The organism is Wohlfahrtiimonas chitiniclastica, assembly GCF_002252325.1.
Lineage (GTDB): Bacteria > Pseudomonadota > Gammaproteobacteria > Cardiobacteriales > Wohlfahrtiimonadaceae > Wohlfahrtiimonas > Wohlfahrtiimonas chitiniclastica.
Map to the genome: position 1 here is coordinate 194238 of NZ_NEFL01000003.1, position 16891 is coordinate 211128.

15 protein-coding genes are annotated in these 16891 nt (G+C 45.4%); 9 read left to right on the top strand and 6 right to left on the bottom strand.

Going from position 1 to position 16891, the window contains the following annotated elements; genetic code table 11:
* Positions 1-113 precede the first annotated feature (113 nt).
* Positions 114-509 carry a hypothetical protein gene (locus tag B9T10_RS08565; RefSeq protein WP_008315496.1) on the bottom strand — a complete coding sequence of 132 codons (396 nt, stop codon included), beginning with the start codon at positions 507-509 and terminating at the stop codon, positions 114-116.
* Between the two features lie 166 nt (positions 510-675).
* On the opposite strand from B9T10_RS08565, the gene hdeA reads away from it, so the two are divergent.
* The 4 genes from hdeA (at position 676) to B9T10_RS08585 (ending at position 3923) form a co-directional block, all read left to right on the top strand.
* Positions 676-1041, top strand: a complete 366-nt coding sequence (hdeA, locus tag B9T10_RS08570) for an acid-activated periplasmic chaperone HdeA (protein WP_008315495.1) — start codon at positions 676-678, stop codon at positions 1039-1041.
* Between the two features lie 141 nt (positions 1042-1182).
* Complete coding sequence (locus B9T10_RS08575) at positions 1183-2253, top strand: linear amide C-N hydrolase (protein WP_179220641.1); 1071 nt, start codon at positions 1183-1185, stop codon at positions 2251-2253.
* The gene (locus tag B9T10_RS08580) at positions 2246-3016 is read left to right on the top strand and encodes a hypothetical protein (protein ID WP_008315493.1); all 771 of its coding nucleotides are present in this window, start codon (positions 2246-2248) and stop codon (positions 3014-3016) included. The genes B9T10_RS08575 and B9T10_RS08580 overlap by 8 nt, the downstream gene beginning before the upstream one ends.
* A gap of 43 nt (positions 3017-3059) precedes the next feature.
* Positions 3060-3923 (top strand): lytic transglycosylase domain-containing protein, encoded by an 864-nt coding sequence (locus B9T10_RS08585; RefSeq protein ID WP_008315492.1) that lies wholly within the window; start codon positions 3060-3062, stop codon positions 3921-3923.
* On the opposite strand, the gene B9T10_RS08590 is transcribed toward B9T10_RS08585, so the two are convergent.
* Positions 3832-4620: an AraC family transcriptional regulator gene (locus tag B9T10_RS08590; protein WP_039949968.1), complete on the bottom strand. Its 789-nt coding sequence runs from the start codon at positions 4618-4620 to the stop codon at positions 3832-3834. The two genes, B9T10_RS08585 and B9T10_RS08590, sit on opposite strands and share 92 nt — an antisense overlap.
* A 119-nt stretch (positions 4621-4739) precedes the next feature.
* On the opposite strand from B9T10_RS08590, the gene B9T10_RS08595 reads away from it, so the two are divergent.
* Positions 4740-5666 (top strand): DMT family transporter, encoded by a 927-nt coding sequence (locus B9T10_RS08595; protein ID WP_094538273.1) that lies wholly within the window; start codon positions 4740-4742, stop codon positions 5664-5666.
* A gap of 36 nt (positions 5667-5702) precedes the next feature.
* On the opposite strand, the gene B9T10_RS08600 is transcribed toward B9T10_RS08595, so the two are convergent.
* A complete protein-coding gene (locus B9T10_RS08600; RefSeq protein WP_018122758.1) occupies positions 5703-6797 on the bottom strand; it encodes a YkvI family membrane protein in 1095 nt (364 codons plus the stop codon).
* Positions 6798-7226: 429 nt separating this feature from the next.
* Between B9T10_RS08600 and B9T10_RS08605 the strand changes: the two genes are divergently transcribed.
* The 3 genes from B9T10_RS08605 (at position 7227) to B9T10_RS08615 (ending at position 11297) form a co-directional block, all read left to right on the top strand.
* Entirely contained in the window at positions 7227-8546 is a 1320-nt protein-coding gene (locus tag B9T10_RS08605) for an MFS transporter (protein ID WP_063455288.1), read from the top strand.
* A gap of 175 nt (positions 8547-8721) precedes the next feature.
* Entirely contained in the window at positions 8722-9636 is a 915-nt protein-coding gene (locus tag B9T10_RS08610; protein WP_008315482.1) for a LysR substrate-binding domain-containing protein, read from the top strand.
* A 104-nt stretch (positions 9637-9740) separates the two neighbouring features.
* Complete coding sequence (locus tag B9T10_RS08615; protein WP_094538274.1) at positions 9741-11297, top strand: thiamine pyrophosphate-binding protein; 1557 nt, start codon at positions 9741-9743, stop codon at positions 11295-11297.
* 157 nt (positions 11298-11454) lie between these two features.
* Here the strand turns inward: B9T10_RS08615 and amaA are convergent, their stop codons facing one another.
* The 3 genes from amaA to amaB form a co-directional block, all read right to left on the bottom strand.
* Positions 11455-12753, bottom strand: coding sequence for an L-pipecolate oxidase (gene amaA, locus B9T10_RS08620; protein WP_094538275.1), 1299 nt, complete (start codon positions 12751-12753; stop codon positions 11455-11457).
* Positions 12750-13784 (bottom strand): Ldh family oxidoreductase, encoded by a 1035-nt coding sequence (locus B9T10_RS08625; RefSeq protein ID WP_094538276.1) that lies wholly within the window; start codon positions 13782-13784, stop codon positions 12750-12752. The genes amaA and B9T10_RS08625 overlap by 4 nt, the downstream gene beginning before the upstream one ends.
* Before the next feature lie 108 nt (positions 13785-13892).
* A complete protein-coding gene (amaB, locus tag B9T10_RS08630) occupies positions 13893-15386 on the bottom strand; it encodes an L-piperidine-6-carboxylate dehydrogenase (protein WP_094538277.1) in 1494 nt (497 codons plus the stop codon).
* A 341-nt stretch (positions 15387-15727) separates the two neighbouring features.
* Between amaB and B9T10_RS08640 the strand changes: the two genes are divergently transcribed.
* Complete coding sequence (locus B9T10_RS08640) at positions 15728-16846, top strand: YkvI family membrane protein (protein ID WP_094538278.1); 1119 nt, start codon at positions 15728-15730, stop codon at positions 16844-16846.
* Positions 16847-16891 lie beyond the last annotated feature (45 nt).

Sequence of the window (16891 nt, forward strand, 5' to 3'; positions counted from 1 at the left end):
AAATTGCATGAAATATCGGGCGCACATTTTATGTTATTTTTTGGGTATGAGAAATCTTTTTATGCAAAATCCACACAAAAAAAAGAGCAACTGAGTTGCTCTAATTCAATGATTTATGGGCACTTTGTGTTGATGAATTCCATTGTATGCTCACCGCGACGGCATTTGTAAGCATGCTCAACGCCCATCACCGCCCAACCTTGTTCGCTTTTATTGACAAAGTAGGTGTTTTGCGTGGCTTCAATGGCATCGTCTGGCAGATTGCTTTCTGTTAGGGTGATGATGGCTTCGGTGGGGTTTTCCACGGCATTGATGCTTTGAGTCAGATTTAGGCTAGAAAGCTCAGCTTTCTCATGAATCGGATCGAGATTGAATACTGCCAACAGTGGTGTCGGTGCATAGCTCACTGCAACGGGCGCAAGGTTTTTGTCTTGATAAGCAATGTCCTCTGCAATGGCGTGGGCAAAGAGGCTCGATAAGCAAAGGGTGATCAACAACTGTTTTTTCATGGCAACTCCTTATGGCTCAGTCAATACAATATTGAAATGAATATGCTATAGTGAATACATATAATATTACTGTTTTATTTAATAAAATACATAATATTATATTTTTAACTGTTTTCTTGTAAGTATAGATTGACATCGAACAATCCGATAATAATAAGGAGCTCGCATGAAAAAATTAGTTTTATTGACCGCTGTACTTTCTGTTGTGGGTTTAGGCATGGCCAATGCTGAAACCGCTAAAGTAAAACCGAATAAACCGTTGTTTGAATGGACGTGTGCTGACTTTTTAGAAGTGAAAACCGATTATCGCCCTGTGGCGGTTGCTGTTGTGGACATGCTCAATAAACAGGGCAAAATTGAAGATGCCATTTTAGATTTAGAAGGCGTTGAAAACATCTCTTCACAAGTGCGCACAGTGTGCGAGAGCGATCCGGATGTGCCTTTTGCTTTGACCTTAAAAGAGATTGCAGATTCCCAAGCAATCATGGCAGAGCGTCAAGCAAAAGAAGCAGCGCAAGCCCCCGCAAAATAATTGATCATTCTTAAATGCATGATGCCACACCTTCATCAGTCATTGATGAAGGTGTTTTTGTCTGTGCATCAAGAGGATGTTTTAAGGTGCTATACTCAAAGCATTGGCATTGACTTTATCAAAGGTGATTGTATGAAAAAAATTTCCCATCGTTTAGTGGCCACCGCACTTTTAGCGGCGAGTTTAACTGCCTCTTTTTCCCATGCTTGTACGCGTGCGGTCTTTTTAGGTGACAATGATCGCATCATCACCGGTCGATCCATGGATTGGAAAGTGGATGTGGGCACCAATTTATGGATTTTACCCAAAGGCATTCATCAACACGGGGGCGCAGGCCCGAACTCGATTGAGTGGACATCGAAATATGGCAGTGTGATTGCCTCAGGTTTTGACATTGCCACCACAGATGGCGTCAATGAAAAAGGTTTGGTGGCCAATATGTTGTGGCTTGTGGAATCTGAATACCCAACGCCCACAGACGATAAAAAATTGCTCTCCATTTCCGCTTGGGCACAATATGTGCTCGATAACTTCGCCACGGTTGAAGAAGCCGTCAATGCATTGGCAAAAGAAGAATTCATTGTGGTGACGGACAATGTGCCCGGTGAAGATCGTAAAGCCACTTTGCATCTCTCCATTTCAGATGCTACGGGCGACAGCGCCATCATTGAATACATTGAGGGCAAACAAGTGATTCATCACAATCGTGATTATCAAGTGATGACCAATTCTCCAACCTTTGAGAAACAATTGGCGCTCAACACTTATTGGCAGCAAATTGGTGGCACAGTGATGTTGCCGGGCACCAATCGTGCGGCGGATCGCTTTGCACGCGCATCGTTTTACATCAATGCCATTCCCAAAGATCAAGACATGCGCACATCGGTTGCGAGCGTCTTTAGCGTGATCCGTAACGTGTCTGTGCCTTATGGCTTGAATACAGAAAATGAGCCAAATATCTCATCGACCCGTTGGCGCTCTGTGGTGGATCAAAAATCATTGGTGTATTTCTTTGAATCAGCCTTAACGCCGAACACATTTTGGGTGGATTTAAAGCAAGTGGATTTCAGTGAAGCAACGGGGAAAGTTAAAAAGTTGGATTTGGGGAAAAATCAAATGAATATCTTCTCAGGCGATGCCACGGGCGAGTTTAAAGATGCTAAACTTTTCAAATTTTTAGGCATCAATGAAGGACTCAAGCAGCATGATTAAACAGTGGTTATGCATTGCATTATGCAGTGTGAGCATTGCGGCGGCGGACATCAACATTCCGCCCGCTGCACTCAATGAGATCGCAGGTAAAATCTATCGCAACGAAACAGGTGGCAAGCGCGAAAATTTAGTGGTTTGGAACAATGGAGAGAATTTTCCATCCCTTGGCATTGGGCATTTCATTTGGTACAAATACAATGAGCCTGAGCGCTTTGAAGAGAGTTTTCCGGCGCTTGTGACGTTTTATAAAACTAAAAACATCGAGCTGCCGTGGCTGTTGCGCATGTATCGTTACGCGCCGTGGAAAACGCAAGCCGAGTTTTTAAGTGCCAAACACAATGATCCTGCTTTTAAAGATTTAGAAAACTTTTTGTACAACACGCAAGCGGTACAAATTGAGTTCATTGCAGAGCGTCTTAATGCATCATTGCCCAAAATTTTAGCGGCAACTTCGCAAAAAAAACGGGTCAAAGAGAATTTTAATCGCTTATTGAATACGCCAAGCGGCTTATATGCGCTCATTGATTACATCAATTTTAAAGGTGAAGGCATCAATCAAAATGAGCGTTATCAAGGGCAAGGCTGGGGATTGTTGCAAGTGTTGGAAACGATGGACCCTAACGTTGCCAAAAAAGATTTGATGCAGAGCTTTAGAACGGCGGCGAAAACGGTCATGAGTAACCGCGTGAAAAATGCCCCCAAAGAGCGCAATGAGGAAAGATGGTTGGCTGGTTGGCACAATCGAATTGATACATATCAATGATTCTACTGTATAATTTCTGAATTATTCAGTACTACATTTTTGCATGGATCATTACACCTCTACTTTTTGTACGCAAATTGCGCCCATTTGGCGCATGATTCAGCAGCATTCGCGCATTGTGATGACAATGGTGATGCTGCCTTTGATTATTTTAGGCTACGGTTTGCCGTATCTATTGACCATTAACCTGCCAAAAAGTGCGCGGGTTGATGTCATTCAGGAACGTCCGCGCGCTTTAATGCAAGTGGACATGAGCCGCTTTTTTGGTTTAACGGGCGCGCTTCGCATGCTGCATGGGCATGATTTAGAGATTGCCCATAACACTTTAGATAACATCCAATATCGCCACTCATTGCGCCGCACGAAGCGCCAAATCATGACGCGATATTTGGTCAATAATTATGGCATTGATGAGAAAAATGCCCGCATTTTGGTGCGCAGTGCGCAAAAAGCTGCATGGGCAAATCAGCTTGATTTAGAGTTTTTGCTCGCCATCATCTTTGTAGAATCCACTTATAATCCCGCCGCGAAAAGCAATAAAGGCGCCATTGGGCTCATGCAAGTGACGCCAAAGTGGCATTTAGATAAAATCAGCCAATATGGGGATGTGGATGTGTTGTATGACATTCCAACAAACATTGAGATCGGCACGGCGATTTTGGTGGAATACTTAAAACGGGAAGGCAACATTCGCGCGGCACTCCATCGTTATAATGGCAGCAAAGATGATGCCACTTTTAAATATTCAAATCGTGTGTTTGATAAATATGTCGCCCTTAAAAAACGCACTTATTTAGAGAATGTGCGCCTTTTTCTCAATTTTGACATTGTGAAGTCGATGGACGCGTGTGCAATTGGCGATAGCGATCTGGTGTTGTGCCAGAGAGTGCCTGAAACATTGCGATGAAACTCGACGCTGAACGATAGCCCACTTTAAAGGCGATCTCTTCAATGGTTTCGCCTTGTTCAAGCAAGGCGGTGCCATGAATAAAACGCAACCGCTGACACCATTCATTAAAACTCATGCCAAGCTCCTTTTGAAAGTGGCGCGCGAGCGTGCGCTCGGTGCTAAAGACTTTGTGCGCCCACTCTTTTAAGGTCAAACGATTGTCAGGCGCTTGCTCTAAAGTCGTTAAAATGGGCTTTAAGAGGCGATGCTCTGAGGTGGGTAAATAAGTGTGCCCAATCATTGCGCCTTGCAATTCATCAATCAAAACTTGGGCTTTGCGCTGATCTTGCGGCGTGATGGGCATCTGTATTTTGGCATCAAAATAGTGATCGACAATGCCAAGCGCAATGTCGCTGAATTTTAATAGGGAAGGGTGATCGGTTAAAAAAGCCGAGGCATGCATGGAAAGATTGATGGCGCGAAAGCGCGTGGGTTGATGGCTGTGGCATGCATGCGTACAGGCCGGCGGAATCCAAATGGCAAAGCCAGGCGGTGCAATGAAGCGCTCACCCTCAACTTCTAAGGTGATGACGCCACATTTAACAAAAATGATCTGTCCCCAATTGTGTTCATGGGGGAGATATTCGCTCGCTTCATTGATCTCTTCATCCGCAAGGGCAATGAGTTGATCGGTGTGAAATTCGGTGGGGCGCATGCAAAGTTGTTTCATATTTTGATGGATTGTCAGAAAAGTGGATCAAGATGTCTGATTACCATTATATACTTTATATCAGACAATCTATACTCTCAGACCCCGAATGAATGGAGGAAACTATGAATTGGGCTGCAATGCTGTATCCATTAGTTGCGGTAATGATCTGGGCGATGAATGCGGTCGTCAATAAATTGTCTGCGGGTGTGATTGAACCTGCGGCCATCTCTTTTTATCGTTGGGTGTTGGCTTTTTTAATTCTGACACCTTTTTGTATTGTGGGCACATGGCGCAACTGGCAACAGTTAAAGCCATTGCTGTGGAAGTTTGCTGTGCTGGGTTTTCTTGGCATGGCGGTGTATCAGTGCTTAGCGTATTACGCGGCGTACACCATTTCCGCCACGATGATTGGAATATTCCTTTCCTTGACACCACTACTCACCATCATTTTGAGTTTACTTATCCTACGTACGCCATTGACTGTCGGATTGTTGGTGGGTAGTGGGTTGTCTTTTTTTGGAATTACATGGTTAATCAGTGGGGGCAACCCTGCAATTTTACTGGACATCGGCATCGGTAAAGGTGAGTTGATGATGCTGATTGCCGCCTCTGCGTATGCACTTTATGGCGTATTGACCATGAAGTGGAAGATTCAGGCGCAAGTTTCAACATGGCAATCCCTCTATTGGCAGGTGATTTTTGGCGTGTTGATTTTAGTGCCGCTGTTTGTGATGACGGACAATGTTGCCATCACGCGTGAGAATGTGAATTTGATTTTATTTGCAGGCATTCCGGCATCGATTATTGCACCATTTTTATGGTTACAAGGTGTGGCGCGTTTAGGTGCGAGCAAAACATCGCTCTTTATGAACTTATCACCACTCTTTACGGCAATCATTTCGATCCTGTTTTTGCATGAAAGCCTTGAGCCTTATCACATCATTGGCGGGGCGATCTGTTTGATCGGTGTGATCATTGCCCAGCGCGTCAATAAAGTGGTGAGCTTAGAAGCACTGCGTAAGCGCGCAAATAAAAAAGCTTTTGAGTAACTCAAAAGCTTTCTAAAACATCAGTCACTGAGAACCTTATGCAATCGGCGCATCCGCAACATTGCAATGAGGATACTCAGTGGCTTTTTCTTTTTTGATTTTAAAGGGCGCGATCACTAAGATGGCGATCAACAATAAACCTAAGTAACCGATCAATGGGTAGAAGTATGCGACTAAACCTGTAAAGCCTGCAAAGCTTGCCACAAAGCCCACTAAACCTGTCGCCCCTGCAAACATGTAAGAGCGCTTCGTTTGCATGGTGGTAAAGCGCGCCACAAATGCATAGTACATGGCAACGCCTGTGTTGTAGATCATGCCGAATAACACAATCGTCATCATGATGCCCAACGTTGGGGATAAATCTTGGATGATTTTTAATAATGGCAAGCCCACATCTTTGACATCATGGATGTTTAAGAAGATGGCGTAATGAGCCACCACAATCAATGCACCGATCAACAAGCCGCCGATTAAACCGCCCCATGTGGCAATTTTTTCGTTCTTTTCACTGCCGCCCATCACAAGTGCCATGCCTGCACCCACCGCGACGTTAAAGGAAACGTAGTTAATGGCAGCGATGAACCAGTTTGGCAATGAACTTTTCACGGAGGTTGCCACAGGCTCTAACTCTTCAATGGTGGCGTGATGTGTAAATAAGCTATACACGCAGATGATGGCAAGCGCGATGATTAAAAATGGTGTGATCGCACCAATCAATGCAATCACGCGGTTGATTGGCAATAGAACCGTTGAAACCACCATGATGGTCATCAATAAGCTGCCTAACCAAGCGGGCACGTCATATTGTTGATTGAGCATGCTGCCTGCGCCAGCGACCATCACAACGCCCACACCAAAGAGTGTGAAGATGATGATGTAATCCACCGCTGTCCCTAAGAATTTGCCGCTTAATTTGTAGATGGCTTCATCGTGCGAGGCTGTTTGTAAGCGGCTGCCCATTTTCATGAGCATCATGCCCAAATAGGCAAATAAACCTGTAGAGACGGCTGCACCAAATGTGCCCCATGTGCCAAAGCTTGTAAAATATTGCAAGATCTCTTGGCCAGATGCGAAGCCTGCACCAACGATCACGCCCACAAAGGCGAACGCCATTTGTATAATCTTAAACATGAAACTCTCCTCCAGTCGAATGATACAACCATTTATTATTTTGGTAGTTGTTTTGTAGATATTTAAAGCACATTTTTTTGTTCATCACAAATTTGCTGAGCTTTTCAAGCATCAATGCACCATAAATAACCAGTATGCAACATACAATACAATGGATTTTTGAATTAATCTAGGGCTGAAACGATAATTTTGTAATCTTTTTGTAGATCAATATTGATAAATAGATCAATGTGTTTAGCGCTGTTTATGCAGTGAATAACGCTAAAACATTTTGATTTTGATGGAAAAATTCACAGTGCCAGATAAAAAAGTACAAAAGGCAAAATATTCTCAAGCAAGCCTTGAATTTTGTAAAAATTTATAGGAATAATGAGGATCGATTTGAGATCGAGTTAATAATTAATGAATTACGATTAGGAAAAATACAGTATGTCAGCAAGCAGTGAAACGACCATGGGCGCCCCCTCAGCGCGTCCGTTAAATAAAGAAGATTATAAAACATTGAGCTTAGCATCTCTTGGCGGAACTCTGGAATTCTATGATTTCGTCATCTATGCGCTCTATATTGAAACCGTGGTCAAAAAGCTGTTCCTGCCGGCAGATCTGCTGGGCACCGTTTGGGGAGATGTGTATGCATGGGGCGGTTTTGCCGCCGGTTACATCGCGCGTCCGATTGGCGGGATCATCATGGCGCATTTTGGGGACATTTTGGGTCGTAAAAAAATGTTTACCTTAAGCGTTGCAATGATGGCATTGCCAACGTTTGTCATCGGTGTGATGCCAACGTATGAAAACATTGGTTTATTGGCACCTGTGATTTTGATTTTAATGCGCATGTTCCAAGGTGCGGCAATCGGTGGTGAAATGCCAGGTGCTTGGGTTTTCATTGCAGAACACACGCCGAAAAACCGTTATGGCTTGGGCATTGGCGTATTGACAAGTGGCATCACGGGCGGGATTTTACTTGGCTTTTTAATGTCCATTTTGATTGATGTTGTCTACACGCGTGAAGAGATTTTAGATTACGCATGGCGCATTCCGTTCATCGTGGGCGGTTTATTTGGTGTGTTGTCTGTCTATTTACGTCGCTATTTATCTGAAACGCCGATTTTCCAAGAGATGGCGGAGCGCAAAGAGTTATCGAAAGAGATTCCTGTGGTCACCGTGATGAAAAAGCACAAATGGGCGTGCATCATTGTGGCATTGCTCACCTGGTCATTGTCCACAACGGTGATGGTGGGGATTTTGATGACACCTGTGAAAATTTTGGGTGGCATGTATCAATTGCCACCGATTGATGCGCGCATTACAGGTTGCATCATGGCCTTGATGCTGACATTTGGTTGTATTTTGTTTGGTTATCTAGAAGATGTGGTGAAAACCCGTGCAGTTTCCATCATCGCATGGGGTGGATTGGCGATTTCATCGTTTTGGTTTTACAATCTATTATCAGAACAACCCACCATTGAAATGATCTACATTGGTGCAGGCATTATGGGCTTATTCACAGGGGCAATTGCCATTACGCCCATCATTGCAACGCGTGCATTCCCTGCAAAAATCCGTTATTCAGGTTTATCCTTCTCTTATAACTTAGCCTATGCGGCCTTCAGTGCCATTACCCCAGCTTTGACGATTTGGTTATTGGGTCAAACGGCATTAGGTGCGGCTTGGTACATTGGTTTTGTAGCGATCGTGGGCATTTTGGTATCGTTCTTCCCATTGGCATATAAAGGTTATCAAGAGTAATTGCTCAACCTAACAATGATGAAAGCGGCTTTGGCCGCTTTTTTTATGCTCAAAAACAGTGGGTTGAGAGTTGCATGTAACTTTTTTTGATGTGAGCCCCAAAACTTTGGTAAGTTAATTTAATCGATCAAACACACAAATAACACCGATCGAGTACCGAAGGAATGGAGGAAACATGAGTCGTTTATATTTACCGACAACGCATACCATGCGTTGTTTTCAGGTGTCGGCTAAGCATTTGAGTTTTACGCTAGCGGCAGAGGAGCTGAATCTGACGCAAAGCGCCATCAGTAAGCAAGTGGCGTTGTTAGAGAGTAGTTTACAGGTGCAATTATTTGTTCGTCATCGCCAAAAGCTTGAGTTGTCACCGGCGGGCAGCACCTATTTATCCCATGTGAATTCAATTTTAAGAAAAATTGAGGAGACCTCAAAAGAGATGCTCTCTTATGGCGTCTTTGAAGAGGTGATCCGCATTGCATCGCATCCATCATTGTGTGCTGCGTGGCTTGTCAAAGCGTTAAAGGGATTTACAGCCCATTATGGTGATGTGCAGCTCTCATTTTATGAGCAAGTGATTCCGTATGATCCCTCGGATGTGGATGCCGATGTGGCATTTGTCTATGGCTATGGCGGCTGGCATGGCATGGAAGCGGTGGAGCTTTTTGATGAAGAGATGGTGCCTGTGTGTCATCCGGATGTACTGGCAAACAATGCAGGGCAAGAGGAGATTGACATCTATTTTAAAACGCGCCTCATTGAGTGTCGCTCCCGTTTAAATACGTGGGATCAATTCTTTGAGCGCTTTAATCAAATTTATCCGAATGGTTATCGATCACTGTTATTTGAACGTTGGTCATCATGCATCAGCGCAGCAAAAACAGGGTGCGGCATTGCTTTGGTGCCCAAAATTCTGGTGCAACCTGATTTAGATGCAGGTTCATTGGTTGCAGCTTCAAGCCACCGTTTGACGGGGTTAGGATCATATTACATGGCTTATTTAAAGAGCCATTCAGCGGAGCCAAAAGTCAAAATGGTGCGCGATTGGGTGCTCAATTATTTGGGTAAGCCCAGCGAATTGGCTAAAATTTAAAGACTTTTTTAAGAAAAAAACTCATCACCTCATTGCTAAATTTCGTTTTTCTTTATGGGGAGGGCTCGTCATACTAAAGCTCTATCCCATAAGGAAAAAGCCCTATGCATGAAACGAGAATGCCGCGCACAGGTGGTGAAATATTGGTGGATCAGCTGCTGATTCAAGGCATCAAGCAGGGCTTTTATGTGCCAAGTCAGAATGATGATGCGCTGTTGATGCCATTACAGGCTGCCATTGAGCTCATCACTGCTTGGCAAACGGATGCAGCCTTAATGATGGCAGAAGCCTATGGGAAACTCGCCAGTCATCCTGGCATTGCCTTTGTGATGAGCCATGATGGGATGTTAGATGTCATCAATGGGCTTCACATCGCGATGCAAGCGGCCACGCCTATGATTGTGTTTGTCAAAACGCGCACCCATGAGCAGGGCTTAACTGTATTGAACGATGTCTATCCTGCCGTTAAATGGGCTGCCATCATCGATGAAGCTAGGTTAATGCCTGCCATCATTGGGCGTGCATTTCATCAAGCATCTTCCGGGCGCTGTGGGCCTGTGGTGGTGATGTTGCCCGAGAATGTACTCACTGAATGCGCCTGCATTGCCGATGGCATTCCGATTGCTCCCGTGACGATTGCGCCTTCTATGAATGATTTGGCGCAATTTGAACAGATGCTCAATTTTGCTCGCAATCCCATTTTAATTTTATGTGGCAGCCAATGGCATGAAAAAGCAGTGGCGCGTATTGAGCAATTTGCCGCGCGCTATGCTTTATCCACTGCAGTGGAAGGGCATCACTCGGTGCTGTTTGACACCACGCATGAAACATTCATTGGTGAAGTGGGGCTTGATCATCCAGCCTTAATGGCACGCATTGATCATGCCGATTTGGTGATCATATGTGGTGGCACCCTGCATGATGCGTGGCTCAATGCACCGGTGCCTTTACAAACATTGATTCATATTCATCCGGACATCAATGCGCTCAATGCTGTGTATCATGCAGATTTAGCCATCAATGCAACGCCAGAAGCCTTCACACAGGCATTGCTGGGCATCCGTTTATACAACAATTGGCTCGACATTTTACAAAAAGATCGTGCCGATTATGCTGCGTGGCAGTGCAATCGAACAGAAGATCGTGATGATGTTTCCATGGATCGCTGGATGCAAGCATTCAATACAGTATTGCCAGATGATGCCATCATCACTCATGGTCAAGGTGCGTATGTGGCTGCATTGCACCGTTTTTATCATTTTAAACATCCGGGCACACATGTTGCCACAGCCTTAAAAACAACAGGTTATGGCATCGCGGCGGCAATGGCAGCCAAAGCATTGCATCCGACGCGCACTGTTGTGTGCTTGATGGATGATCATGAATGTTCTGTGTCATCAGAAGCATTATTGAGTGCTCAAAATCATGCTCTTGGCATTGTGATCATTGTATGTGGGCAGATGCCTGTGAATGCGGCATATGCTTGCCATACGATGGATGAATTTTTCGCCGCTTCGGCAGCTGCCATTGAACGGGCAGCGCGTGGCACACCTGTGATCCTCCATTGTCTATTCACAGATGATGCCAGAATGCCGCTGCATACACTCACAGATGGATGCAACTTAATACAAAAGGAGGTGATGAGCTCATTATCCCAATGATAAGCGTTCCCCTTCGCTTATGATTGTCTCTGTTTTAGACGTTGTGATGACGTGTTGCCGAGGTGAATGCCTCGGCTTTTTTTGTTCATCTTTATAAAAATTACAAAAAAAAGGCCCAATCGAAATTGGGCAAAAGGGGTCGATGGATTAGATGAATTTAGCGAATGACTTTTAAGCATTGACCTAAGTGATACAAGGTAAAGCCTGATTCAATGAAGAGGGATTTTGCCTGTGCATAGTTGCACTTTGATTGATCCACAGCTGAATAAAACGGCACAGGAATGGGCGCAGCCTCCGTATCTGTTAAATGCTCTGCAAAGAGTTTACCCATCAATGTGCCCGTGGTGATGCCGCGTCCATTGTAGCCAATCGCTGCAATCAGCCCTTTGGCCGGTTCAAAGATTTTTGGCGTATGGTTATCCGTAAAGCCAATGCGCCCACACCAGCTGTATTCCCAGGTCATATGTTTGCCAAGTTGTGGAAAATAGTGCTGCTGAATGCGATCTGCCCAAGTTTTCAGATACCAAGCCGGTTTATTGATGGCTTTGCCCATGCTGCCTAAAATGAGGCGGCCATCTTTATCCAGGCGAATGCTGCTGAGCACTAAACGCGTATCCCAAGAACCTTGTTTGTAAGGCAAAACTGTTTTGCCTGCATCGCCCGTTAAAGGCTCGGACGCCACTTGATAGTAATAACCGCTGTAAATAGATTGTCGATACGTGGCCAAATCCCCTTCGGCATAAGCATTTGTGGCAATGATCACTTTTTCAGCCTTGATGGTGTGATTGAGCGCAGTGACGCTCCATTGCCCGGGTGTTGTGCAATTGACGGCAGAGACAGGAGAGTGTTCATAAATCTTCACACCAAGGGATGCGGCGGCTTTTGCTAAACCTGTGGCATACGCATAAGGATTGACCGTGCCCGCACGATGATCTAACAATGCTGCCGGAATTTTTTGGCTGCCAGAATATTCCGCGATGCGTTCACCTTTGAGTAATTCCACATTCACGCCGCGACGGGTGAGTTGCTCATAACGATCTTCAATCTCTGCAATGCCTTGATTGCTGTGTGCCATATGCAAGGTGCCAACTTCTTGTTGCTGGGCATCGATGCCATATTTGTGGATGAGGGAGAACACAAGTTTTGGCGCATCACCGAGCGCAGAAATGAGGCTTTCACCCATCTCTTTGCCAAGAATTTGCACCATAAAATCAGGTTTATTCCATGTGCCTGCATTCACTAAGCCGACATTGCGACCGCTGCCGCCATACGCCACATGATGGGCATCGAGCACCACGACTTTTTTGCCTTTTTCCGCCAAATGAATGGCGGCAGATAAACCGGTAAAGCCTGCACCCACAATGCACACGTCTGCGGTGTCATCTTGATTGAGGGCTGGGAAATTGACTTGATCTGACACCAATGTGTGCCAAAGATTTTCATGTTTGAGGGTCATATCGCCTCCTTAAAAGATTCAGTGCGAGGATGGATGAGGGCTTTGAGTTCTTCAATGAGATCATCATCGAGGGTGAGCTCGCCTGTTTGTAAGTTTTCATCGCGGGCAGTGAATCGTCGTTCGGAGGGCAATCGCACGCCGTGGTGGGTAAATTGGTTGAGGTAATCTTCAGCGCGCGCACTTGCTTCACTGTATTCATCCCCAAGTAAAATGGTTGGATCAATCGCAATGATGAGCTCGCCGCCATAAGGCAATGCGGCGCCATTTGCTGATTGCTCTGAGCCTTGGCTCGTTAAATCATTAATTAAAGGACCCGCCATCAACTCAATCATGGTGGCAAGCGCTGTGCCTTTGTGTTCGCCAAAGGTGCGCATGGCGCCTTTAAGGGCAGCATGAGGATCATTGGTGGGATTGCCATCTGCATCAATCGCGCAGTGATCTGGCAATGGTTGATTGTGTTTAGCTAAGAGCTGAATTTCGCCGCGCGCTGTGGCGCTGGTGGCAAAGTCAAAAATATATGGGCGATTTTTATCCGCACGCGGCCAAGCAAAGGCAAAAGGATTGGTGCCAAGGAGCGGCGTTTTACCTCCACAAGGGGCAACCCATGCATGGCTTGTGGTCATGCATAAGCCCACAAGATTGGCTTTGGCCAACATCTCAAGTTCAACCCATAAGGCAGAAAAATGAATGGAATGATTGATGGCAAGGAGCGCAATGCCAAATTCTTGAGCGCGCTCAATTAACAAGGGCATGCCCACATGATGGCCATATTGCGCGGCTGCCATTTGGCAATCGATGCGAATGATCGCCCCTTTATTGTGAGTCACAATGGGCACAGCTTCTGTGTTTAACATGCCTTTATCTAAATTATCCATCAGCGCGATCAAACGCCAAACCCCATGAGAATGGCATTCAGCAATTTGTGCCGCCATCAGATTATCTGTGATGGCATCGCGGTGCGCGCGTGAGAATCCTCGACTGTCTAAGATCTCATGCACCAATGTTTGCAATTGATCAATAGAGATTTTCATGCTCTCCTCCTTGGTGATTAGTATGCTTTGGCTTTGTTGAAGCTCTTTTTAATAAGCCCAGAGGGCACAAGAGATGGCAAAGCCATCTCTCGGTGTTACAATTTGAGATTAATCGAATTTCACGCCTTGTGCGAGCGGTAATTCACGTGAATAGTTGATGGTGTTCGTTTGACGGCGCATGTAACCTTTCCAAGAATCAGAGCCAGACTCACGACCGCCACCCGTTTCTTTTTCACCACCAAATGCACCGCCAATTTCAGCGCCACTGGTGCCAATATTGACGTTGGCAATGCCGCAATCGCTGCCGGCTGCGCTTTGGAAGAATTCAGCTTCGCGCACATCGTTTGTGAAGATGCAAGAAGACAAGCCTTGTGGCACATCGTTGTTCATCGCCATGGCATCGCTGAAGTGCTCATACTCCATCACATAAAGAATTGGGGCAAATGTTTCTGTTGCCACCACTTCATTTTGTGTGGGCATTTCCACAATGGCAGGTTTGACGTAGTAAGCATTGGGCATTTGATCGGCTAAGACGCGCTCGCCACCATGCACAACGCCACCTGTGGCTTTTGCATCGCTCAATGCTTTTTGCATGGCGTTGAAGGAATCTTCATCCATGAGTGGACCCACAAGATTTTGTGTGTCTAATGGCGAACCCACAGGAATGGTGCTGTATGATGCTTTGAGGCGTTCGAGCACTTGAGCTTTGACAGATTTATGGATGATGAGGCGGCGAAGCGTGGTGCAGCGCTGTCCTGCGGTGCCTACAGCACTGAAGACAATGGCACGAACCGCCAAATCAAGATCCGCTGATTCTGTCAAAATCATGGCATTGTTGCCCCCTAATTCTAAAATGGAGCGGCCAAAACGTGCGGCGACTTTTGGTCCAACTTCTCGACCCATGCGCGTGCTGCCTGTGGCGCTGACTAAAGCAACTTTGTGATTTTCCACCATGGCATTGCCTGCATCACGGGCACCGACCACTAAACGGGCGATGTTTTTCGGCGCTTTGCCAAAGCGTTCTAAAGCTTTTTCAAACACTGCTTGGCAGGCTAAAGCCGTCAATGGTGTTTTTTCTGAAGGTTTCCACACCACCGCATTACCACAAATGAGGGCAAGCGCAGTATTCCAAGACCAAACCGCCATCGGGAAGTTAAATGCAGTGATCACACCCACAACGCCGAGCGGATGCCATGTTTCACGCATGTGGTGACCTGGGCGTTCTGAAGCAATCGTCAAACCATAAAGCTGACGCGATAAACCCACGGCAAAGTCACAGATGTCGATCATCTCTTGCACTTCGCCTAGCGCTTCAGACTGAATTTTACCGGCTTCTAATGTAATGACAGTGGCCAACGCTTCTTTGTGTTCGCGAAGTAATTCACCTAACACGCGCACCAACTCACCGCGGATGGGGGCAGGCACTGTGCGCCATTGTAAAAATGCATTGTGTGCCTCATCAATGATGGCATTTGTTTGTGTGGCATCAATGAAGGCAAGTTTTGCCAATGTTGAGCCATCAATCGGGCTACGAATGGCGTGATCGCCGCCATTTAATAATTCGTTAGACAGACCTAATTGGTTGAGTACAGAAATATTCATGGTAATCATCCTTTTCAATTCAATGGTTATGACGTGAGTGATTCATTATTGTGATTTGCCAAATCAAGGCATGAATCGATGCTACATGGAAGCCCATCGGGCTGACAAACGAACTAAATGCACAGCTTCATTCCTTTAAGGAATAGTTTTAGTGCACGAAGAAAATGGAAAAAAATTCATTACCTTCTGAATTCATATCTTTTGACACTTGTTGGTCATAAAAGCGACTATCAAGGCAACCCCATTGATACCGTTTTGTATAAAAACTGTATTCATAACAAAGAGATGCTTGATGGCATCCTGCAAAAAGTATCTGGGACACATCACTTAGGAGGATTGAAATGAAGAAGGTTTTAGAGGTTTTAATCGTGGCATTTGCATATGCCAGTGTCGTTGTCGGAGCAGGAAATGCCTCAGGCATGGAGCCATTTTTTTACTACACATCTTTTGGCGTTGAAGGCACCGCTGGCGTCATTTTAGCCACAGTGCTTTATGGCATTGTGGGCTATTTTGTCACAGGCTTAGGGCAGCGCTTACAGTCAAAAAACTATAAGGAAGCCGCTTATTTAGTGGGCGGTAAAGCCGTGGGCGGTTTTGTGGATGCATTGATCATTATCATGATGCTTGGCACGGGCATCATCATGCTCTCAGGCAGCGGCTCACTCTTTCAGCAGCAGTACAATATGCCCTTATGGCAAGGTTCTCTCATCATGACATTATTGGTAGTGGGCACATTGATGTTGCGTTTACGTAAAATCATTTTGGTGATTGGCATGATCACGCCGATATTGATCGGCTTATTGTCTATTGTGATTTATCAGGGTTTATCAAATCAAACAGAAAGCTTTACAGAACTCAATGATTATGTGATTTCTGTGGGTGACACATTGCCAGACACTTTGCCAAATTGGTGGGTGGCTGCCATCAACCATGTCACGATGATGACGGTTGCAGGCGTTGGCATGTCATTGGTGATTGGCGGGGAAGAGAAAGATCCAAAAGTGGCGCGTTGGGGCGGTGCATTGGGTGGTTTAATCATTGGTGGCGTGTTGGCAATGGGGCACTTTGCACTCTTTGCACAGATCAAAACGATTGCGCCTACGGTGGATACGTTGGCACAAATGCCATCATTACAGATCATGAATACATATGTGCCACATTTAAGTGGTTTACTCACCTTGGTTGCCCTTGCCATGATTTATAGCACAGCGGTGAGCATGTTTTATGTGTTCATCTCTCGCTATGTGCCGATGGAAACGCCAAAATCACGTTGGATTGTATTGGGCGTATTGACGATGGGCTATGGCATCAGCTTTGTGGGCTTCATTCAGTTAATGGGTTACTTCTATCCGATCGCAGGTTATGTGGGCATTGTATTGATCGCGTTGATTTTCTACGGGCCATTTAAAATTAAGAAATTGGAAGGCACAGGTTTGTTGGCAAAAGTTTCTTATAATTAACTCATGAATGATTTGAAATGAGCCTAAAAAAATCCCCCGCATTGC

Coding starts and splice junctions, on each gene's coding strand:
- B9T10_RS08590 (WP_039949968.1), bottom strand. CDS start 4,620: ATGCGCCCCACCGAATTTCACACCGATCAACTCATTGCCCTTGCGGAT.
- B9T10_RS08605 (WP_063455288.1), top strand. CDS start 7,227: ATGTCAGCAAGCAGTGAAACGACCATGGGCGCCCCCTCAGCGCGTCCG.
- B9T10_RS08600 (WP_018122758.1), bottom strand. CDS start 6,797: ATGTTTAAGATTATACAAATGGCGTTCGCCTTTGTGGGCGTGATCGTT.
- hdeA (WP_008315495.1), top strand. CDS start 676: ATGAAAAAATTAGTTTTATTGACCGCTGTACTTTCTGTTGTGGGTTTA.
- amaA (WP_094538275.1), bottom strand. CDS start 12,753: ATGACCCTCAAACATGAAAATCTTTGGCACACATTGGTGTCAGATCAA.
- B9T10_RS08610 (WP_008315482.1), top strand. CDS start 8,722: ATGAGTCGTTTATATTTACCGACAACGCATACCATGCGTTGTTTTCAG.
- B9T10_RS08585 (WP_008315492.1), top strand. CDS start 3,060: ATGGATCATTACACCTCTACTTTTTGTACGCAAATTGCGCCCATTTGG.
- B9T10_RS08580 (WP_008315493.1), top strand. CDS start 2,246: ATGATTAAACAGTGGTTATGCATTGCATTATGCAGTGTGAGCATTGCG.
- B9T10_RS08625 (WP_094538276.1), bottom strand. CDS start 13,784: ATGAAAATCTCTATTGATCAATTGCAAACATTGGTGCATGAGATCTTA.
- B9T10_RS08565 (WP_008315496.1), bottom strand. CDS start 509: ATGAAAAAACAGTTGTTGATCACCCTTTGCTTATCGAGCCTCTTTGCC.
- B9T10_RS08595 (WP_094538273.1), top strand. CDS start 4,740: ATGAATTGGGCTGCAATGCTGTATCCATTAGTTGCGGTAATGATCTGG.
- B9T10_RS08615 (WP_094538274.1), top strand. CDS start 9,741: ATGCATGAAACGAGAATGCCGCGCACAGGTGGTGAAATATTGGTGGAT.
- B9T10_RS08640 (WP_094538278.1), top strand. CDS start 15,728: ATGAAGAAGGTTTTAGAGGTTTTAATCGTGGCATTTGCATATGCCAGT.
- amaB (WP_094538277.1), bottom strand. CDS start 15,386: ATGAATATTTCTGTACTCAACCAATTAGGTCTGTCTAACGAATTATTA.